Genomic DNA, 20,659 nt, shown 5'->3' on the forward strand with positions numbered 1-20,659 from the left:
GGACAGTCCGACTCCTTTTTTCACTTCCCGTCGATATTTCTTACAACTCCCGAGAACAACAGCGATCCGTCCTGCCCCGTAACAAGAAACAGGAATGGACGATCCAGTACGAAATCGATTTCGTCGTCCGGGATTTCTGCTGCGGTTTCTGAAACGCCAAGTTCTGTATAGGCTGCTCCGGTTACTCCGTTTTCATCAATTTCGAGCATGGCGGCGTGGTCTGCTTTGCTCAGGTATAAGCCATTCCTGTTCTCTGTTAATGGACTGAAATCCGCCAGATCCGCATCCAGTGCATCCGTTACACCAAGTGCACGCACCGTTTCGATCAGGTCTGTTTTCTCCGATACTTTAAATTTAGGAACAGACAGATTCACCATAGGGGAATACCAGTTATCACTGCTTTCATCCCGCCGTATAACCTTCATCAGATCCGGCGATGATACCAGTTCACTTACATCTGCATTTTCATCCGGAAGCAGGAAATACATAGAGCCGCTGTCCTGAAGGCTAAGACCGATTGCCGTAAATTGTTCTCCCTGGTAGACATCCATCCGTTCCGTTTTTTTCATCATATCCACATCGGTGTCTCCCGCAGTTCCGTGGAACGTTTCCTTCTCTGTATTCACTTCCCAGAAATTTTCCCTCCACATCGCCTTATAATAGATGGTAGATACAAGCTCAAACACGGTATCCGGTGCGATCGCCATGTCTTTCGTATATTCCTTCAAAAGCCCGCCGGTATTATTATCCGTCCAGGTCTGCAATGCCTGATCCATTTCTTTTGATCCTGGCGTTCCTCTGAATGTCGATGCATAGTACTGCTCCGCCAGCCGCTGCAGCGTTGTGTCATTGTATGTTTCCTCACCATCCAGCCACAGCGAATTTGCCAACACACTGTTCAGCGCGGGCGTGTCTGCATAATTGCTTTCCCAGAGTGAAGAAACATTTTCCCGTAAGGTGTCCATGTCCTGCGCACCAAGCATATCCAGAATCTGCTGCCGCGTATTTCCATCCGAAGTTTCCGCCAGCATCGCAAACGCGATATACAGATTGATCGGCGAGCAGACGGTATTTTCATCTTCTGAAACCAGCATTTGTTTCATCAGGTTCTGATAATATGCATCCATTCCCGACTGCAGTTCTGCTGATTTTGCTGTCAACTCCCGGTACGAATCCCACCAGTCCCAGTGTGCATCGCTTTCCATGAATTTCTGTGCATCCATTGTCCGCTCCACAGATGCCGGATAAGCCGCCAGAACCGTCGTTACCCCCGACGGATAACGGACTGCAGAACCCTCCCGACCGTTTCTCCATGCCGCAACCCCCAGCACAGCTCCGCCGATGATCACCGCACAGGCTGCGGCGGCCGTCCATTTTTTCCATACGCCTCTCCGCGGGTGGCGATCACTCCGTGCTTTTTCCACCATACCAGGCTCCAGATTTCCCAGCACTTCAAACAATTCTTCTTTCTTCATAATTCGAACCCCCTTTCCGTCAAGTGTATATGCAATTTTCCACGGATCCGGTTTAATGAAACTGAAATATAATTTTCACTTCTTCCCAGCCGCTCCGCGATTTCACCGATACTGTCTACATACCAGTACCGCAGGACAAACATGCATCGTTTCTCCTCCGGCAGCTTCTGCAGAAACTGATTGATCTCCGCGATCAGTTCTTTCATCTCCCACTGCCTCTCGATATCATCTTTTCCCGAAACACATTCTTCCAGCTCGTCCAATACCGCATCCATCTGACTTTCTCCGCGTTTTTTGCGATGCATTTTTCTATACAGATCAAACGAAAGATTTCTCGTTATTTTTCCAAGAAATGTGGATAACAGAGACGGCCGGTGCGGCGGCATAGCGTTCCACGCGTGAAGCCAGGTGTCGTTGACACATTCTTCTGCATCCGCCGGATTCCGCAGAATATTCTGTGCAATGGACGTACAGTATGTACCATATTTCATCGCAGACTCGCTGATCGCTGTTTCGTTCCTGTCCCAGTACATTTGGACAATATGAGTATCCTCCATATGGAAATCCCCCTTTCATCTATCATCACGCCATTTTGCAGAAAATCTTACACTTTTCAAAAGAAATTTCAGTTCAAAAAAGGGCGTGACCAAAGCCACGCCCTTCCATTCTTTTATTTTCTTTATGCCAGAATCGGTTTCAAAGCCTCTGCGAGTTTTTCTTTCTCTGCTTCTGCCTCTGCCAGATCCTTACCAAGTGTTGTGTAATATACTTTGATTTTCGGCTCTGTTCCGGACGGGCGAACGATGACGGTTTCACCGTTTGCCAGTTTGTAAATCAGAACGTTTGCGGATGGGAGTCCGGTTTCTTCCGGTTTCTCGTAATCGGTTACTTTGACAACAGCGGAACCTGCGATCTCGGTCAGCGGCTGTTTTCTGAGGCCATCCATGATGCCGGCCATTTTGTCCATTCCGCTAAGTCCCGGGAACTCGAAACTGTCTACTTTGTTCAGGTAGCGGCCATACTCGGCATAGATCTCTTCCAGTCTCTGTTTCAGGGAGCTTCCGATGCTTCTGTAGTAAGCTGCCATCTCGCAGATCAGCATGGAGCCGATGACTGCGTCTTTATCTCTTACATACGGGCCGGCCAGGTATCCGTAGCTCTCCTCGAATCCGAAGATGAAGCGGTCTACTTCGCCGTCTGCCTCAAGGTTTGCAATCTGATCGCCGATCCATTTGAATCCGGTCAGAACGCTGCGGAGCTCTACGCCGTAGTGCTCTGCAACTGCATCTGCCAGCGGTGTGGACACGATGGATTTTACAGCAACTGGTTTCTCCGGCATGGTGCCTTTCTCGATGCGGCCTGCGCAGATGTAGTCGAGAAGCAGAACGCCGACTTCGTTTCCGGTTACCAGCTCATAGCTTCCATCCGGGCATTTCATGGCGATACCAACGCGGTCTGCATCCGGGTCGGTTGCCAGCATCAGGTCTGCGCCAGTCTCTTTTGCAAGATCCAGGCCTTTTTCCAGTGCAGCAAAGATTTCCGGGTTCGGATAGCTGCAGGTGGTGAAGTATCCGTTCGGATACTCCTGCTCCGGGACGATGGTGATATCAGTGATGCCGATGTCTTTTAATACACGGGTAACCGGTACAAGACCAGATCCGTTCAGCGGGCTGTAAACGAGTTTCAGTCCAGCTGTTTTGCACAGACCTGGACGAACCTGACGGGATTCGATGGCTTCGTACAGTGCATTTTTGCAGTCATCGCCGACGAAACGGATCAGTCCCTCTTCCACGCCTTCTGCAAACGACATATATTTTACGCCGGTCAGGATGTCGGTCTTCTGAATCTCTGCATATACGATTGCTGCAGCATCATCGGTCATCTGGCATCCGTCCGGTCCGTAAGCTTTGTAGCCGTTGTATTTTGCCGGGTTGTGAGATGCCGTTACCATGATGCCTGCGTTGCAGTTATAATAACGGGTTGCAAAGGAAAGCGCCGGTACCGGCATCAGTGCGTCGTAAATTCTGACTTTGATTCCGTTTGCTGCCAGAACGCCTGCTGCGGTTTTTGCGAATACATCGCTCTTGATACGACTGTCATAGCTGATGGCTACGGTCTGGTTTCCGCCCTGTGTTTTTACCCAGTTTGCAAGACCCTGTGTTGCCTGACGCACTACATAGATATTCATACGGTTTGTTCCTGCGCCAAGTACACCACGAAGTCCTGCGGTTCCGAATTTCAGAGATACAGCAAAACGGTCCTTGATCTCCTCATCGTTTCCTTCAATCCGTGCCAGCTCCGGGTTCAGATCTGCGTCTTCCAGATCAGCTGCCAGCCATCTCTTATACTCTTCCAGATACATATCTTTTTTTCTCCTGTTCTATTCTTTATTTGTAACCATTCAGATCCATGCGAAAGAGAAGAAAATCGTGAATCACGCTTGCATGAATGCGCGGTTTTCTGGAATTTCATATGGCGAGAAGCAACATCGAGATGCAGCGCAAGCGGAATCGAGATGGGGTTCTGAATAGTTACCTTTCTTTTATGTCTCACTCTTATGTCCCCATGTAGCGCCACATAAATGTATGTATAGTCATAATATACCATAACTGTCCCAAAACAGCAATTATTTTTGGTAATTTAAGCAAAATTTTACCGATTCTTTTTCTCTTTTTTCGACTCTGTCCGCTGTTTTCAGACAGAACAGGACAAAGAAAAAGCGAGGACCCCAATAACGATTCCCGCTTTTTGTCTGCCTTATGAGGGCAAGCCATACCGCAAAGTGGCGCTTTCAGATTGCGGAAATGGTTTTTCAAGCATGCTCCGGTCTGTGATTATAGTCGAATCCGCATTTTTCCAGAAATGCCCGTGCGATCACTGTAGCGCCGATCTGGTTCGGATGGATTCGATCCCAGGCGATGTAGGAGGAATGGCGGTACTGGAAGTAATCGTTGAAGACGGCCTGCAGGTCGATAAAACGGCAGCCGTATTTCTCAGCCAGCTCGCTGCAGATCGCGCCGTAGGTGTCCATGCGTTTTCTCATCCAGTCCTCCCCATTTGGCTCCATGTAGTATGGGGTCATGAGGAAAATTCCTTTTACATTATCTTTTACGGAAAGAATCATCTTTTCGACGTTGGAACGGTACTCCTCCGGCGATACCTGCTCGTCCGGGATGGCCGGGCTGTCGAACTGTCTCCAGACGTCGTTGATGCCGATGCAGATGGATACCCAGTCTGGTTTTAATGATACGACATCACGGTCGAAGCGCTGCAGCAGGTCGCGGCTTGTGTTTCCACTGATACCGGAGTTTGTCACGCGGAGATATATCTCCGGGTAGAATGCTGCGAGCATGTTCTCGACAATTCGAACGTAGCTCTTTCCGACATTTTCAAATAAACCTTCCCCCACCGGCTGTGCACTTTCCATATCCGTTACGGAATCTCCTGCAAATACAATCCGGTCCATGTGATTAAAAATCATTTCTTTGCCTCCCTTGGTCATAATAATAGATCAAAAAAAACTTCCAAATCCCATTATAATCTTGTAATTTCGACGGTACAAGGCAGATTTTGTAAATTTAAAGCGATTTTAAAGCGATCCAGACAAAAAAACGACTGCGAAGCACCGTTTTTCAGCGCCCCGCAGCCGGGAAATTTCTTTTTTTGCAACGATTCAGAGCCATGCGAAGCCGAAGAAAAATCGCGAAACACGCTTGCATGAATGAGCAATTTTTCCGGAGTTTCATATAGCGAAAAGCAACATCGAGATAAGGCTCTGAATCGTCACCATTTTTTTAGTGAATAACGCTCAGTTTTCAATCCCATCCATATACGCATTGTAAATCGCCGGATCAATATTCTCCTCAATCGACTTATACACGCTCTTCGATGCCTCGCGGATGTCAGCTCTTGTCTGGTCATCGAGTGTCAGAATCTTCGTTCCGCTCTCCTCGATCGTCGCAATTTTATCGGCGATACGGGCATCGGACTGCTCTCTTGCGTACTCGGTCGCAATCTTTGCCGCCTTGGTCATGATCTCCTGCTCGTCTGCAGGCAGATCTTTGAAGAAGTCATCGTTGACGATCAGGGAAATCAGATGCGGCAGATGGTTCGTTTCCACTACGTAATCCTGCTGCTCATACAGGTTATTCGAAACGATGACCTCATACGGGTTTTCCTGCGCATCGATCGTGTGCTGCTGCAGGCCGATATAAACCTCACTGAAGCTCATCGGCGTCGGGTTGGCACCGATGGCTTTCCAGAATGCCAGATGGTAGCTGTTCTCCATGGTACGGATCTTCTGGCCCTTGAAATCCGAAAAGCTGTAAACCGGCTTATTCGTACTCATGACACGAAATCCCTGATCCGCCATACCGAGCAGGTGATAGCCGCCCTCTGTGTAAACATTGCTGATCAACTCGTAAAACTCCGGATTATCAATCTTCTCACGGCATTCATCGAGAGAATCAAACACACACGGCAAATCAAACACGGCAAGATCCCCCATAAAAGAAACCTGCGGTGCCGTATTCTGTACGACAAACGGAATATCGCCGTCAGCACACGTTTCCAGCAGATCGCGGTCGCCGCCAAGCGTTGAGTTTGCGTAAACCTGAATTTTCATCCTTCCATCGCTCAGCTCTGAAATCTCTTCCGCAAACTTCTCAGCGAAGATCTGCGTTACCGTGTCCTCCGGGCTCGCCGTTGCCAGCGGCCAGGAATAGCGCTGTGTCGTCTCTCCATCGGAAGAGCCGCAGCCGGCAAGCGATGCGCCAAGCGCAATGACAGCGGCAAGTGCCGTCACTTTTCGGAAAAGCTTTTTCTTTTTTGTCATCTTTTTCATTGTCCTTCGCTCCTCCCTATAAAATTCCAATCGAAATCGCCGGAATAAACGTAATCAGCAGCAGTGCCACAAGGAAGAAACCGATCATCGGCATAGCCTTCTTTGCGATCTGCATGACCGGAACCTCGGTCAGGGAGCTTGCCACGAACAGGTTGACGCCGATCGGCGGTGTTACGAAGCCGATCGCCAGGTTGACAACCATGATGACACCAAACTGAATCGGATTCATGCCGATCGCCTGTACAATCGGCAGAAGGATCGGAGTCAGAATCAGGATTGCCGGTGTGGTATCCATCACCATTCCGACAATCAGCAGGAATACATTGATGATCAGAAGGATCGCAACCGGGCTGTGGAAGTTGTTCAGGATAAACTCGCTGACCGTCTGCGGTACCTGCATCAGCGTCAGCACACGGGAAAATGCCGTCGATGCCGCCAGAATAAATAGGATCGGGGTGAAGGTACGAATCGCCTCAACCAGAATGGACCAGATGTCGCGGATGCGGATACTCCTGTACACAAAAAGGCTGATGATCAATGCATAGAATACGGAGATAACAGCCGCCTCAGTCGGGGAAGCGACACCGCTGTAGATACAGCCAAGGATGATCACCGGGCTGAGCAGTGCAAAAAAGCTCTCTTTTAAAACGCGAAGCAGGCCTTTGTCATGCAGCACTTTGACTTCTGCATGGATCTTCTCTTTGTCCTCCCCATACCGTTTGCAGTGATAAACGGCATAAACCATCAGCAGCAGACCGATCATCAGACCCGGTACAATTCCGGCAAGGAACAGGTCACTGACCGAAGCGCCGGAAGCCATACCGTACATGATGAACGGAATACTCGGGGGAATGATAACGCCAAGGCCGCCGGCAACTGCCACAATCGCTGTGGAGAATGTCAGATCATAACCAAGGGTAGTCAGAATCGGGATTGTCATGCTTCCGACAGCGGCAACGGTCGCCGGAGCGGAACCGGAAATCGCACCGTAAAAAAGGCAGGTGACGATAACGGCGCACGGCATACCTGCGGTGAATTTTCCGAGAAAATAGGCAAAGACATCAAACAGTTTTTTGGAGATGCCCCCCTTAGCCATGATGATACCGGAGAGGACGAACATCGGAACTGCCAGCAGAGGGAAGGAATCGAGTCCTCCGAACATGGCACGGATCAGATATTTGGCTCCTACCGTAAAAGACGGGTCAAACACCGACGGAAGCACAGATGTGATTCCAAGGGTAATCGATACCGGAACAGCGATGACCAGCAATGCAACAAAAATCAGAAATAATACTACGACCGGCATTAGCGTTCCTCCTCATTCGAATTTTTAATCGTATGGATGCGGTTGTCGATACCCGCGTTCAGAGCATTTTCTGTGGTGTTATCTGCTCCGGCATTTGCCTCAATGAAGGATTCCGGCGTATTTCGCTCCGGATGGGCCGGGTCGAAAACGTTCTCACCGCGTGCCACACGGAACTCGATCATCCACCGCTGCAAAACACGGAATGCAACCAGTACAAAGGAGACAAGCGGTGCTGCCTGGATAAAGTACATCGGGATTTTGCAGGCCGGGGAAAGCTGGCCGCTTTTAACTGACGACATCATATAAGAAAAAGCAAACGGAATCATATAGATGAAAAAAATCAGTTCAAACGTATGATTCACAATTTTGAAAACGGCTTTTCCTCTCCGCGGAAAAATCGCAACAAACTGCTCGATCTTGATGGAAAGGCATTTTTTGCTGCAGTAGCTGACGCTTAAAAAACCGCACCAGATAAAAATATATCTGGTCAGCTCTTCCGACCACGACAGCGACATGCCAAGGACGTAGCGGCAGAAAACCTGAATTCCCATGATCAGCGTCATGGCGATCAGACCGATCACAAGAAGAAATTCTTCCAAGTTTTCATCCAGCCAGTGAAATACTCTCTTCATAAAAGGCATACCTCCGTTAAATTTATAACAGAACAATAATACAAAAGGGACATCGGCATCAACAGCAAAGCTAAAAATACCGGTGTCCCCCAAAGAAAAAACGGTTACATGGCTTTGTGAAGCAGATCCAGAACGGTGCTCAGATCATTCACACCCATCTGACCCGGTGCGGATGCTTTCTTCGCCGCGCCGAAGGTCATGGAAGAACCAAACACCTCACCGCAGAGACGGCTGATTACACCGGTGCCTGCCATAGACATGGTGATGATCGGTCTGTCCGCATAATTGGTGGTCATTTCCTCTGTTGCTGCAAGCAGGGTCAGAACGTCTTTCTTATTCTGCGGCATAACAGCGATCTTCGGAATGTCTGCGTTCATATCCTGCATCTTGCGCAGTCTGTAGATGATGTCTGCTTTTGCAGGAGTTTTGAAGAAATCATGGTTAGAAGCAACAACCTTTACGCCTGCAGCGTGTGCGCCGTCGATGATTTTCTTTACGATCTCATCTCCGGTGAAGATCTCAACGTCGATCAGATCAACGTATCCGGTCTGTGCTGCCTTGATGTTCAGCTCAGCGTATGCTTCCGGCTCGATAGCTTTTTCGCCGCCTTCTTTGGAGGTACGGAACGTCATCAGAAGCGGAATATTGCCGAGTGCTTCGCGGAGGTCTTTTAACACGTCCTCTACCTGCGCAAAGTCGAATACGCCTTCAAACCAGTCTACACGCCATTCTACAACATCAACCGGAATCGAATGGAAGGTTTTTGCTTCTTCGATGATATCGTTTTTGGTAACACCTACGATCGGAACGATGATTTTCGGTGCGCCGGCACCGATTTCAATATCACGAACTTTTACTGTATTCATGTGTTTTTCCTTCTTTCTTCAATTTAACCCTGACTTTTCTTTGCAGGCTTTTCTTTTTCACGTCCGGATTCCTTGGTACTTCGTACTTCCGCAATCCTTAACCTCATTTTAATTGTCCTGCTGTGCAAGTTCAACCATTTTTTTATAGCGGATATTTACAAACAGTCCAAGTGCAACACCAACTGCGGTCAGAACGATATTCATGGTCATAACGCCGGACGGCTGCATTTTAGATGCTGCGGTCAGGATGGTGTAGTTGCAGAGAGAAGATGCGATCATAACCAGTGCGGTTACGGTTCCTTTGATTTTCGGGAACAGCATGTTGCAAACGGAAGTTGCGATCTGAAGCAGTCCGCCTGCACCAGCCCATCCGATAATGAAAGCACCGGCGATCATCAGCGGTTTACTCTGTCCCATCAGGACAGCGATCATTGTTACAAGGCAGATAGCCGGGTAAACAACGATGAAACGAACGTCTTTGATTTTTCTGGTCAGGAATGCGGTTACAACGAGTGCCAGCATAGTTCCTGCAGAATAGTAGGTCTGCATGATGGACGGATTCGCCCAGCCTACATTTTCTTTTGCAAAGTTCTGCGCGCAGTTCAGCCACAGCTGGAAGGTACCGGTGCAGGTGAATCCGATCAGGATCATGGCGATGGACTCGAAAGAGAAATGGGTATGCTTCAGGCTGTCGATCAGACCCTCTTTTTTGCCGGATGCTTTCTGGTCAGCATCTGGCAGCGGGAACAGGAATACCAGTACAAAAAGTACGATATACGCAATTCCGCATCCATAGAATAACGGATTGTAGGAGGTAAAGCCGGCTGCGGTAGAAGTAACCGCTACACCAAGAACAAATGGAAGCAGCATCTGTGCGATTGCGATGAAGAATTTGATTCCCATAGTAGCAACGCTCGGAGCTTTGTAAATAATTTCGGATACTGCCGGGTAAATACCGGTATCCAGAAAGGAGTTTGCGATACCGCCGATAATGGCGCATACGTAAGCGATGGTATAACCACCGTGTGTTCCTGCATTAAATGCAAGGGCAAGGCCGATCAGATAAATTGCATAAGAAGCACTTCCGATTGCGGTGGAAATGCGACGTCCGAGCTTGTCGGACAGAGGACCTGCAAATGGCAGTGCGATCAGACGGCCAAGACCGAGTGCTGCGGAAATTGCGGTAATTGCCATTGCTTCCACTCCCCATGCTGCTGCCAGAGCCTCTTTGATGACTGCCTGGCCCAGAATAGAGCATCCAACACCGTGGATAAAGTAGTTCAAGTACAAAATTAATGCACTTGGCAGGTATTTCTTGTTCATGGTTTCTCTCCTTTTTAAATAGATCATGTGTTGAGGTCAAATTGTCTTTTTCCTCTGTTCGGTTCATCCTTTTGTTTTGTCACAAACAACAGATTACCAGTTTCGTGAATGTTAAAAAAATAACATTTGCCTTTATTTTAACAGTGAAAGTGTGTGCGGTCTAATGCTTTTAAAGGAAAAAATCAATGCATTGAATGCATTGATATGGTATACTTGAGTTATCATAATAAGAGGAAGCAAAGACTTTCTTACGGAACCATTTTTTCAGGAGGAAAAACCACATGACACTGAATCAGATTCTCTATTTCCGAAAGGTCGCCCGGCTGGAAAATTATCACCAGGCGGCAGAGGAGCTTTATATTTCCCAGCCATCCCTGAGCCGTTCGATGGCCGCCCTTGAAAGTGAGCTTGGAATCACGCTGTTTGAAAAGAAAGGGCGCGGTGTTGTCCTTACCAATGCCGGCCGTCTTTTCCTGGAGCATGCAGACCGGATCGCAGGCGACTGTGACATTGCGGCAGGCAAGATGAAAGAACTCGCCTCCGGTGGCGGAAAAATCAACATCGGTTATATTTTTCCACTTGCCGGACATTATATTCCGCACAATGTCCGCACCTTTCTGGACCAAGAAGAAAACAAAAATGTTGCCTTTAGCTTTTGGCAGAACCATACCCCGGCCATTGCACAGAAGGTGAAATCCGGCGAACTCGATCTTGGGTTTGGCGGCTTTTTAAAGCGCGACGACATGGAGTTTTTTCCGTTGATCCAGCAGCCGCTTGTCATCGTGTCCCCGGAACAGCATCCGATTGCCGACGAACCGGAGGTTCCGCTTGTAAAGCTTACCCGTTATCCGGTGATCGGCTACGACCGCGCATCCTGGATGGGGGCCTACACCGGTCATCTCTACCGCAAATATCAGCTTCATCCCAATATTATCATGGAATGCCCGGATGAATATTCGATTGTGGCACTGGTACGCGAAAACTTCGGCATCGCGCTCATGCCGCGAACCGATATTCTGGAACAGGCAGACGGTATCCGCATCCATACACTGAAAGGTCTCGAGATTTATCATCAGACTTTTATGTTCTGGATGAAGAACCGCTACCGGCTTCCGGCTGTCGAACGGTTTACCGAATACATGAAACAGCACGCTGACATTATCGAAGAGTCCAGAAACGATAGCGAAAACGTATCAAAAGTTTATCTGAAAGATATTGTTAATTTTTAGTCGAAAGAGTTATGATGGATTTGTCACAAACAGAGGATTACCGCTCATGTAATGAATAAGGAGAAATTTTCATGAAGAGTGCTTACCCAAAAATTTTTGAACCAATTACCATCAAACGAACAACGATTAAAAACCGTATTGCAATGACCCCGATGGGAACCAACTACGGTGAAACAAGCGGTGAGATGAGTAACCGTCATATGAATTATTACTCTCTCCGCGCAAAAGGCGGCGTTGGTCTTATTATTCTGGAGAACGCCAACATCGAGTACCCGGTCGGTTCCAACGGAACCAGCCAGATCCGTATCGACCACGACAGCTTTATGCCGCGCTACTATCAGTTAGTCGAAAATCTTCATAAAAACGGTGCTACCGTAGCAATTCAGATCAACCACGCCGGAGCTTCCGCATCTTCCGCAAGAACCGGTATGGAAACCGTTTCTTCTTCCAACATCCCGACAAAAGCCGGCGGAGAAACCCCTCGCCCGATGACAAAAGAAGAAATCATGACAACCGTGAAAAAATACGGCGAGGCTGCAAAACGTGTGCAGGCCATCGGCTTTGATGCCATTGAAATCCACTGCGGCCACTCCTACCTGATGAGCCAGTTCATCTCCCCGTATTACAATAAAAGAACCGATGAATTCGGTGGTTCTGTAGAAAACCGCCTGCGCTTCCCACGTATGGTTCTCGAAGAAGTACGTAAAAACGTCGGACCGTGGTTCCCGATCATCGTTCGTATCTCTGCTGAGGAGCGTGTTCCGGGAGGAAATACTCTGGAAGATACCCTCGAGTACCTCGAGTACCTGGATGAGTTCGTAGATATGTATGACGTATCCTGCGGCCTCAACCCATCCCTGCAGTATCAGATCGACTCCAACTTCCTGCCGGATGGATGGCGTTCCTACATGGCAAGAGCCGTAAAAAATAAATTCAAAAAGCCTGTGATCAATGCTGGTAACTACCGTGACCCGAAGGTCGTTGAAAAAGTTCTCGAGAGCGGCGATGTAGATATCGTCGGAATGGGACGCGGCCTGATCGCTGAGCCGAACTGGGTGAAAAAAGTTGAGAACGGCGAGGAAGATCTTCTTCGGAAATGTATCTCCTGTAACGTTGGATGTGCCGGAAACCGTATCGGCGTCAACCGCCCGATCCGTTGTACCGTAAACCCGGCTGTTCCGGAAGGCGATATTTACAAAGCACTGAAAGTAAATAAAAACTGTAACGTTGTTGTTGTCGGCGCCGGTACTGCCGGTATGGAAGCAGCCTGCACCGCAGCAGAAGTCGGATGCAACGTTTTCGTACTTGAGAAAAACGATCACATCGGCGGTCTTTCCACTTTCATCTCCGATCTTCCAAGCAAGACCCGTATGAAAGATTTCCCGAAATACCTTGAGGCAAGAGCTGCAAGACTGAAAAACCTGTATATTTTCCTCAACACCGAAGCTACGGTGGATAAGATCAAACAGTTCAAACCGGACATCATTGTAAACTCCACCGGTTCCGTTCCGCTTGTTCCGCCGATCAAAGGCCTGAAAGAGAACATCGATGCCGGAAACGTAAATACCATCTTTGGTATGATCAACAATGTAAACGCCGGAAAATATCCGGAAGAAGCCTGTCAGAGCAAGAAAGTCGTTGTAGTCGGCGGCGGTTCCGTAGGACTTGACGTTATTGAATACTTTGCACCGAGAGGCGCCGAGTGTACCATCATCGATATGCTGCCGCAGATCGGTATGCTTGCAGACCCGATCACCAAATGCTCCATGCGTGAGACACACGACAAATACGGTGTAAAAGAATATGTCAACACTGCTCTTCAGGAAGTAAAAGAAAACGCATTCACTGTAAAGCTTCCGGACGGAACCATCCAGGATCTCACCTTCGATTACGGATTCAACTGTCTTGGAATGCGCTCCAATAACCCGATTCTGCCGGAGCTTCAGGAAGCATTCGCTGATACCCATACTTATATTTATACCATCGGCGATTCCGTCCGCGCACGCCGCATCATGGAAGGTACCATGGAAGGCCGCGCGATCCTGAATGTACTGGAGTCCCAGGGCTACCTGCATCTGGAGCCGCTTGAGTAATCACTGAATCACTTTCTTACACAATATAAAAAAACAGAAAAGAGGAAAATATCATGCCAAATATTACAGGACATACCGAATTAGTTGGATTAATGGCTTACCCGATCCGTCACACCCAGTCTCCGACAACCCACAACCTTGCATACGACAAAAACGGAGATGACGTCATTCAGCTTGCTTTCGAAGTTGATAACGATTCTTTAAAAGATGCTGTGCAGAGTATCCGCGCGCTGAAAATGCTCGGTTCCAATATTTCCATGCCAAACAAAACTGTTGTCCACAAATATCTGGACGAAGTAGATGAAGCAGCTAAGTTATGCGGCGCTATCAATACCGTAGTCAACCTCCGCGACGAAAACGGTCAGGTAACCGGAAAACTGAAAGGCTACAACACCGATGGTATGGGATACTGGCAGGCACTGACCGAAGAGGGCATCGATTTCAAGGGAATGAAGATGGTCCTGATCGGAACCGGCGGTGCTGCTACTGCAATTGCAGTGCGCGGTGCTCTGGATGGAGTTGCAGAAATTGAAATCTTCAACATCAAAGACAAATTCTACAGCCGTGGAGAGGAAATTGTTGATCTGATCAATAAGAACACCAACTGCAAGGCTACCATGAACGATCTGGCAGACAAAGACCTCCTGAAAGAAAAAATGCACGCAGCTGACCTGTTCTGCGATGCTACCGGCGTAGGAATGCATCCACTCGAAGACCTTTCCAACATTCCTGATCCTTCCTTCTTTAAAAAAGATCTCATCGTAACGGATACCGTTTACGCTCCGCGCGAAACCGTTATGATGAAACAGGCAAAAGAAGCAGGATGTGAGAAAGTATTCAACGGCATGGGCATGATGCTGTTCCAGGCACTCATCGCAATCAAGCTGTACACCGGAAAAGATACTCCGGTTGACTACATGAAAGAGAAACTTGGAATCTGATTTCCGGGCGAATCTTTTCCATCTTAAACCTTAATCAAAAACCAACACGAAAAGAGGAAATGAACTTTGCGTCATTTCCTCTTTTTTTCTTGCTTTCTTTCGGCATCTGGAGTATAATTCACTTCATATAGTAGCAGTTTAAAGTGCTACAGCACGATTTATCATCATGCGGAAATACGAGGAGAGAGAGGATTTCAAACTATGTCAAAACACATCACAGGACACACCGGATTATTATGTTTACTCGGAAGCCCGGTTGCACACAGTGTTTCTCCGGAAATGCACAACGAAGCATGCGACCAGCTCGGCCTTGATTATAGCTACCTTGCCTTTGATGTACCGGAAGACAAAATGCCGCAGGCAGTCGAAGGACTCCGCACCATGGGTGCAAGAGGCTGGAACATCACCATGCCTGGCAAAAATATCATGTGCAAATTGGCAGACAAGGTTTCTCCTGCTTCGGAGATCTCCGGCGCATGTAATACCATCGTCAACGACAACGGCGTTCTCACCGCTTACACCACCGACGGTGTCGGCTTCATGAGAGCAGTTGCAGAAAACGGCGTAGACATCATCGGCAAAAAGATGACTCTGCTCGGTGCCGGCGGCGCTGCTACTGCAATCCTGGTACAGGCAGCCCTCGACGGCGTAGCTGAGATCAATGTATTCAACGTCAGAGACAATTTCTTCGGAAGAGCCGAGGAAATCGTTGCAAAACTCAATGAGCGTACTTCCTGCAAGGTTACCCTGCACGACTTCTCCGATCCGGAAGTCCTTCGCGCATCCATCGCAGACAGCGCCATTCTTGTCAACGGAACTTCCGTCGGAATGGCTCCAAAAACCGAGAACACCATCATCACCGACACAACGATGTTCCACAAAGACCTCTTCGTTTTCGATGTGATCTACAATCCGCAGGAAACCCGCCTGCTGCGTGAGGCAAAAGAGGCTGGATGCAAGACCGGAAACGGTATGTACATGCTGTTATACCAGGGAGCTGCTTCCTTCAAACTGTGGACTGGCGAGGATATGCCGGTTGAGATCATCAAAGAGAAATACTTCTCCGGAAAATAAGAAGAACTCCTGCTTTGCCGAATTTTCCGCCTGCGGCGGGTCGCTTCGGCGACACGCGCAAAAAGCGACACGAACAAGAAACGGCAAAAGGCTTCTGCCACGGATTTTTATCCGCTGGCAGAAGCCTTTTTTATAATCTTTTTTATGATCTTTTTTTGATCAGCCCGCTTTCTGTACTTCATCAAGCTGTGCTGTATACAGTTTATAATAATGGCCTTTCTTTGCCATCAGCTCATCATGTGTTCCGCTCTCCATAATACCGCCGTTATCGATATACATAATCTTATCGCAGTTGCGGATCGTAGACAGACGATGCGCAATGATAAATGAGGTTCTGCCCTTCAGCATGGCATTGAGTCCCGTCTGCAGTGCTTTTTCGGTCTGTACGTCAATGCTTGAGGTCGCCTCATCGAGAATCAGAATGGCCGGATCGGAAAGCAGGGTACGCGCAAACGAAATGAGCTGCTTTTGTCCCTGGCTCAGCATGGAACCACGCTCCCTTACCTCCGTCTGATAGCGATCCGGCATTTTGCTGATAAACTCGTCCGCACAGACAGTTCTGCTCGCCTTCACAATCTCCTCATGCGTTGCGTCAAGCTTTCCGTAACGGATATTATCCTCAATATCTCCCGAGAAAATAAAGCTGTCCTGCATCATAATACCCATCTGCTCACGCAGGGAATGAATGGTCACCTGCGAGATATCCTGTCCATCGATCAGGACGCGACCGCCATTGACATTGTAAAACCGTGAAATCAGATTGACAATCGTACTCTTTCCGGCTCCGGTCGGTCCGACAAGCGCCACACTCTCACCCGGTTTTACCGTAAACGAAACATCGTTTAAGATCTGTTTTGACGCATCGTACGAGAAATTTACGTGATCGAAGGTCACCTCACCGCGGATTTTTGGCATTTCAACGGCATCTTTTGCATCCTTTACCGTCACCGGCTCATCCATCGTCTCAAAGATACGTTCCAGATACGCAATGTTGTTGATAAAGTTATTGAAGATGTTTCCAAGGTTCATGATCGGCTGCCAGAAATACGATGCATAGCTCGAAATCGCTACAATCGTACCAACCGACTTATTTCCCTGCCCGAAAAGGATCAGACCGGACAGAAAAATGGCAGCACGCACGCAGACGGAAATTGAATCGATACCCGGCCATACCAGGTTGGAATAGCGAACTGCTGTATTCCATGTTCTGCGGCAATCCTTGGAAAGATCTTTGAAAATCTCCGCATTCTCATCCTCTCGTGCAAAGATCTGCGTAATGCGGGCTCCGACAATATTCTCCTGCAGATAGGCATTCAGGTTTGAGTTCTTGTTCGAAACTGCCTGCCATGCACGTCTCTGTTTATTCTTGATCCAGACCATGAAAACGCACAGCACCGGCACGCCGCAGAGCACGACAAATGCCATCTGCACATCAACCAGAAACATGAAAATCACGATAAACAGAAGGTTGAAGCTCTCCAGAACGATGTTGATCAGACCATTTGACAGCATATCCGATACCGAGTTGACGTAGTTGACAACCCGAATCAGGATCTTGCCGTGCGGGCGGTCATCGTAATACTGGAACGGCAGCTCCTGCAGATGTGCAAACAAATCTTTTCGGATATCATAGATGATACTCTGACTGACATCCACCATAATGCGGCTTCGGATTGTTGTGAAGATCACGCTCACCAGATAGATGCCGACCAGCATTCCCACAAGAGAAAATAAAAGCCTCTCGTTTTTCTCCGGAATTGCAAGGTCCAGCGCCCGCTGGATAATCATCGGCGCCACATAGCCGGACGCACCGCCGATGCCACTCAAAAGGATCGCAAAAACCATCCGTTTTGCATATTTTTTGATATAGGATGAAGCTCTGAGCAGATGCTTGATGTCAAACGGCTCTTCGAGCACTTCATCCTGCTTGTATGTATTTTTTGCCATTGCTTCCCCTCCTACAGTTCATCCACACCGGTCTGCAGCTTCACCAGTTCATAATAGTAACCCTTCTTCTCCATCAGTTCCTCATGTGTTCCCATTTCTTCAATATAGCCATTTTGCAGAACAATAATCTTGTCCGCTGTTTTCGTTGTCGAAATTCGCTGTGCAATCACAATCTTGGTACATGGAAAATCAAGCTCCCGTAAGGACTGCTGAATCTGTTTCTCTGTTTCCATATCAACCGCCGATGTTGTATCGTCAAGAATCAGAACCGATGGACGGATCGCCAGTGCTCTTGCCAGAGAAATTCTCTGCTTCTGGCCTCCGGAAAGACCAACACCGCGCTCTCCGACCAGGGTATCGTAGCCCTCCGGCATCTTTGAAATGAAATCTGCCGCAGCGGAATACCTTGCAAACTTGACAACCTCGTTCATCTTGATCGAATCATCACCGTAGGCAATGTTTCCCTCGATCGTGTCAGAATACAGCAGAACATCCTGCGTGGCAAGTCCGATCTGTTTTCGGAGATCATACAGCTTCAGCTGTTCTACAGGAATTCCGTCAATCCGGATCTGTCCTTCTGTCGGCTCATAAAACCGCGGGATCAGATTGATCAGCGATGTCTTGCCGCAGCCGGTCTCGCCCATGATCGCAACCGTCTCGTTCGGATGGGCCGTGAAGGAAATATTGTGCAGAACCGGCAAATCACCATCCTCGTATTGGAAGGAAACGTTATCAAACTCGATTTTGCCTTCAAACCGCTCCGGATGGGAAACGGCATTTTCTTCGTCCCTGATTTTCGGTTCGGAGTAATACAGCTCCATGACCTTTTTCGACGCTGCTGAGAACCGCTGAAATTCGTTCATGATATTTCCCATCTGACGCATCGGATTGGCGATTGCCCAGATGAGGCCTGAAAATGCCACATAGTCTCCCATAGTAAGCTGTCCTCTGATCATAAAAACACCGCCGACTGCGAGCAGGACAACCGGCATCAGGTTCGCAATACTCTCGACAATCGGGAAAAATTTCAGCCATACCATTCCGGTTGCCTTATTCGTCTCCGCATAGTCGGTATTGGCACGGTCGAATTTCTCGATTTCGTAATCTTCTCTTGCAAACGCTTTGACAACGCGGTTTCCGGAAATATTCTCCTGTGCGCATGTATTCATCTGTGCCAGTTTTTCACGCAGCGCCGCATGCATCGGGGCAACGCGGTTCCGGAACAGATAGATAATCCAGAATACAAACGGTGAAATCACAAGAACGCACAGTGCCAGCTTCCAGTTCGTATACAGGAAGAAAACGGCCGCTGCAGCAAACAGAGAAAATGACTCAACCACCATTCGTACAACCCATGCAACCATGTGACGCACCGCATCCAGGTCTCCTGTCTGCCGTGTCATCAGATCTCCTGTCCGATAGGTACTGTAAAACGTCATATCCTGACGCTGAAGCTTGTCGTACAGATAATTCCGCACCCGGTACAGAACACTCTGCGACACCGTCTCATAGATCATACAGCTGCCATAAACAACGATAACACGCAGGAACGTAAAGCCGACCATCGCAAACAGCAAGCGGTAAAGCAGGTCACGGTGTACCTGAAGATTTGTCGCCGCGTTCTCCCCCGTTAAAAACAGATCCACAATTTTTCCCGAAAAATAGGGAATCGTAAGCTGCAGAATATTGTACAAAACGGTTCCGAGAATACCGACAAAGTACAGCGCCCGTTTTCCCTCCATGTTTTCCCACAGCCACGCAATTTTGTTTTTCGGGAATTGTTTCGTGTTGCTTTTCATGTTTTCATATCCCCCCTTATCTTAGGAAATTGAGTTACCAAATTCAGCATTAATTTTCTTTCAAATGCTTTCGCCATTGTATCAATTTTCATTTGGATATGATATAATGCGACTGTACAAAAATAGAATGTTTCTATTTTTCCGAAACTGATATTCCCAGAAAAATACTGAATATTTTTTACCTGAAGGGGGACTTTTCCGTTGAAGAATCTTTTTGAATACAGTGACATCCTGCACTCGCCGATTGAAGCCTTTTCCTGCTGCTCCGACAGTTTTTCCATGCCGGTCAAATCCCACTGGCACTATTTTACGGAGGTTCTTTATCTGCAGGAAGGTTCTCTTCTCGTGAGCTGCAACGATTCCGTCTACCACATAAAACCGGGCTCTTTCATCCTGTTTCCTCCACAGACGGTCCACGCACTTGCCGCAGACCAGGATCGGCCATTCCGCTATTTCTGTATCAAATTCAACCTGAACCGCATCCAGCTCACCGGAAGCTACCTTCCGAACCTGAGCTTTGCTTTCCATAAAATCGCCACGATGACCTATCCTTCGCTTTTGTTTACGCAGGAAGATCTCTCAGAGCTGAATCTCCATGATTTTTTTGTAACCCTTGAAAGGGAGGCTCTTGAAAAGAAATACGGTTATGATGCCTATATCTATTCTCTCTTTTCCACACTGTTTCTCCGGCTTCTGCGTATCTGGCACTGCCAGGGAATCTGTTTCAATCCCGAATCGATTTCCGAGAGTGAGGAACAGAGTATGCAGGATATCCTCGTCTATCTCGACCGCCATTCCCAGGAAAACATCAATATCGAGGCACTGGCACATAAATACAACATGAGCTACTCCTATTTTGCCAAACTTTTTCTGAAGCATTACGGGCAGAGCTGTAAGCAGTATATCGAGTTTATCCGCCTGAACAAGGTTGAAAACCTGCTTCTTTTTACCGACTATGACCTGAACTATATTGCAGCCGAGACCGGCTTTGCGGACTGCAGTCATCTGATCCGCACCTTTAAAAAGCGGTACCAGATCACCCCGCGGCAATTCCGTCAAAAGCACCAGACCACGGTTTCCTCGTCTCTCCCGGCGAAGCTGGGATAATCTGAAAATGAAAAAACCCTGCAA

At 48.1% G+C, this 20,659-nt stretch carries 17 protein-coding genes; 6 read left to right on the forward strand and 11 right to left on the reverse strand.

Features of this window, described 5'->3' with window-relative positions:
- Nucleotides 1-20 precede the first annotated feature (20 nt).
- From DWW13_RS08885 to DWW13_RS08895, 3 genes are all read right to left on the reverse strand, one after another.
- On the reverse strand, nucleotides 21-1,475 hold the full coding sequence (locus tag DWW13_RS08885) for a serpin family protein (RefSeq protein ID WP_118719896.1): 1,455 nt from the start codon (nucleotides 1,473-1,475) through the stop codon (nucleotides 21-23).
- A complete protein-coding gene (locus DWW13_RS08890) occupies nucleotides 1,472-2,032 on the reverse strand; it encodes an RNA polymerase sigma factor (RefSeq protein ID WP_118719898.1) in 561 nt (186 codons plus the stop codon). The genes DWW13_RS08885 and DWW13_RS08890 overlap by 4 nt, the downstream gene beginning before the upstream one ends.
- A 122-nt stretch (nucleotides 2,033-2,154) precedes the next feature.
- Complete coding sequence (locus DWW13_RS08895) at nucleotides 2,155-3,837, reverse strand: phospho-sugar mutase (protein WP_118719900.1); 1,683 nt, start codon at nucleotides 3,835-3,837, stop codon at nucleotides 2,155-2,157.
- A gap of 397 nt (nucleotides 3,838-4,234) precedes the next feature.
- Here DWW13_RS08895 and DWW13_RS20150 point away from each other — a divergent pair, with 397 nt between their 5' ends.
- Entirely contained in the window at nucleotides 4,235-4,309 is a 75-nt protein-coding gene (locus DWW13_RS20150) for a DUF6783 domain-containing protein (protein ID WP_368249205.1), read from the forward strand.
- Here the strand turns inward: DWW13_RS20150 and DWW13_RS08900 are convergent.
- The 6 genes from DWW13_RS08900 to DWW13_RS08925 form a co-directional block, all read right to left on the reverse strand.
- Nucleotides 4,288-4,956 carry an SGNH/GDSL hydrolase family protein gene (locus DWW13_RS08900; protein ID WP_117510068.1) on the reverse strand — a complete coding sequence of 223 codons (669 nt, stop codon included), beginning with the start codon at nucleotides 4,954-4,956 and terminating at the stop codon, nucleotides 4,288-4,290. The genes DWW13_RS20150 and DWW13_RS08900 overlap by 22 nt on opposite strands.
- A 327-nt stretch (nucleotides 4,957-5,283) precedes the next feature.
- Entirely contained in the window at nucleotides 5,284-6,318 is a 1,035-nt protein-coding gene (locus DWW13_RS08905) for a TRAP transporter substrate-binding protein (protein WP_226906341.1), read from the reverse strand.
- A gap of 16 nt (nucleotides 6,319-6,334) precedes the next feature.
- On the reverse strand, nucleotides 6,335-7,624 hold the full coding sequence (locus DWW13_RS08910) for a TRAP transporter large permease (protein ID WP_118601316.1): 1,290 nt from the start codon (nucleotides 7,622-7,624) through the stop codon (nucleotides 6,335-6,337).
- The gene (locus DWW13_RS08915; protein WP_117761874.1) at nucleotides 7,624-8,256 is read right to left on the reverse strand and encodes a TRAP transporter small permease; all 633 of its coding nucleotides are present in this window, start codon (nucleotides 8,254-8,256) and stop codon (nucleotides 7,624-7,626) included. Before DWW13_RS08915 ends, DWW13_RS08910 begins: the two co-directional genes overlap by 1 nt.
- A 104-nt stretch (nucleotides 8,257-8,360) precedes the next feature.
- Complete coding sequence (gene aroD, locus DWW13_RS08920; RefSeq protein ID WP_118601317.1) at nucleotides 8,361-9,122, reverse strand: type I 3-dehydroquinate dehydratase; 762 nt, start codon at nucleotides 9,120-9,122, stop codon at nucleotides 8,361-8,363.
- A gap of 108 nt (nucleotides 9,123-9,230) precedes the next feature.
- Nucleotides 9,231-10,445: an MFS transporter gene (locus DWW13_RS08925; protein WP_055218956.1), complete on the reverse strand. Its 1,215-nt coding sequence runs from the start codon at nucleotides 10,443-10,445 to the stop codon at nucleotides 9,231-9,233.
- A gap of 281 nt (nucleotides 10,446-10,726) precedes the next feature.
- Here DWW13_RS08925 and DWW13_RS08930 point away from each other — a divergent pair, with 281 nt between their 5' ends.
- The 4 genes from DWW13_RS08930 to aroE all read left to right on the forward strand — a co-directional run bounded on the left by DWW13_RS08930 (nucleotide 10,727) and on the right by aroE (nucleotide 15,782).
- Entirely contained in the window at nucleotides 10,727-11,674 is a 948-nt protein-coding gene (locus tag DWW13_RS08930) for a LysR family transcriptional regulator (protein ID WP_055218958.1), read from the forward strand.
- Nucleotides 11,675-11,745: 71 nt separating this feature from the next.
- Nucleotides 11,746-13,767, forward strand: a complete 2,022-nt coding sequence (locus DWW13_RS08935; protein WP_022462048.1) for an oxidoreductase — start codon at nucleotides 11,746-11,748, stop codon at nucleotides 13,765-13,767.
- 50 nt (nucleotides 13,768-13,817) lie between these two features.
- Nucleotides 13,818-14,708, forward strand: coding sequence for a quinate/shikimate dehydrogenase (locus DWW13_RS08940; protein WP_334291836.1), 891 nt, complete (start codon nucleotides 13,818-13,820; stop codon nucleotides 14,706-14,708).
- A 201-nt stretch (nucleotides 14,709-14,909) separates the two neighbouring features.
- Nucleotides 14,910-15,782, forward strand: a complete 873-nt coding sequence (aroE, locus tag DWW13_RS08945) for a shikimate dehydrogenase (protein ID WP_055218962.1) — start codon at nucleotides 14,910-14,912, stop codon at nucleotides 15,780-15,782.
- Nucleotides 15,783-15,941: 159 nt separating this feature from the next.
- On the opposite strand, the gene DWW13_RS08950 is transcribed toward aroE, so the two are convergent.
- Entirely contained in the window at nucleotides 15,942-17,729 is a 1,788-nt protein-coding gene (locus tag DWW13_RS08950) for an ABC transporter ATP-binding protein (protein ID WP_055267792.1), read from the reverse strand.
- Between the two features lie 11 nt (nucleotides 17,730-17,740).
- A complete protein-coding gene (locus DWW13_RS08955) occupies nucleotides 17,741-19,528 on the reverse strand; it encodes an ABC transporter ATP-binding protein (protein WP_055267790.1) in 1,788 nt (595 codons plus the stop codon).
- Nucleotides 19,529-19,729: 201 nt separating this feature from the next.
- Here DWW13_RS08955 and DWW13_RS08965 point away from each other — a divergent pair, with 201 nt between their 5' ends.
- The gene (locus DWW13_RS08965) at nucleotides 19,730-20,635 is read left to right on the forward strand and encodes an AraC family transcriptional regulator (RefSeq protein ID WP_055267788.1); all 906 of its coding nucleotides are present in this window, start codon (nucleotides 19,730-19,732) and stop codon (nucleotides 20,633-20,635) included.
- The last annotated feature ends 24 nt before the right edge of the window (nucleotides 20,636-20,659 follow it).

Origin of the sequence: Blautia sp. AF14-40, assembly GCF_003479665.1 — a bacterium.
GTDB lineage: Bacteria > Bacillota > Clostridia > Lachnospirales > Lachnospiraceae > Fusicatenibacter > Fusicatenibacter saccharivorans.

Coding starts and splice junctions, on each gene's coding strand:
- DWW13_RS08885 (WP_118719896.1), bottom strand. CDS start 1,475: ATGAAGAAAGAAGAATTGTTTGAAGTGCTGGGAAATCTGGAGCCTGGT.
- DWW13_RS08890 (WP_118719898.1), bottom strand. CDS start 2,032: ATGGAGGATACTCATATTGTCCAAATGTACTGGGACAGGAACGAAACA.
- DWW13_RS08895 (WP_118719900.1), bottom strand. CDS start 3,837: ATGTATCTGGAAGAGTATAAGAGATGGCTGGCAGCTGATCTGGAAGAC.
- DWW13_RS08900 (WP_117510068.1), bottom strand. CDS start 4,956: ATGATTTTTAATCACATGGACCGGATTGTATTTGCAGGAGATTCCGTA.
- DWW13_RS08905 (WP_226906341.1), bottom strand. CDS start 6,318: ATGAAAAAGATGACAAAAAAGAAAAAGCTTTTCCGAAAAGTGACGGCA.
- DWW13_RS08910 (WP_118601316.1), bottom strand. CDS start 7,624: ATGCCGGTCGTAGTATTATTTCTGATTTTTGTTGCATTGCTGGTCATC.
- DWW13_RS08915 (WP_117761874.1), bottom strand. CDS start 8,256: ATGAAGAGAGTATTTCACTGGCTGGATGAAAACTTGGAAGAATTTCTT.
- aroD (WP_118601317.1), bottom strand. CDS start 9,122: ATGAATACAGTAAAAGTTCGTGATATTGAAATCGGTGCCGGCGCACCG.
- DWW13_RS08925 (WP_055218956.1), bottom strand. CDS start 10,445: ATGAACAAGAAATACCTGCCAAGTGCATTAATTTTGTACTTGAACTAC.
- DWW13_RS08930 (WP_055218958.1), top strand. CDS start 10,727: ATGACACTGAATCAGATTCTCTATTTCCGAAAGGTCGCCCGGCTGGAA.
- DWW13_RS08935 (WP_022462048.1), top strand. CDS start 11,746: ATGAAGAGTGCTTACCCAAAAATTTTTGAACCAATTACCATCAAACGA.
- aroE (WP_055218962.1), top strand. CDS start 14,910: ATGTCAAAACACATCACAGGACACACCGGATTATTATGTTTACTCGGA.
- DWW13_RS08950 (WP_055267792.1), bottom strand. CDS start 17,729: ATGGCAAAAAATACATACAAGCAGGATGAAGTGCTCGAAGAGCCGTTT.
- DWW13_RS08955 (WP_055267790.1), bottom strand. CDS start 19,528: ATGAAAAGCAACACGAAACAATTCCCGAAAAACAAAATTGCGTGGCTG.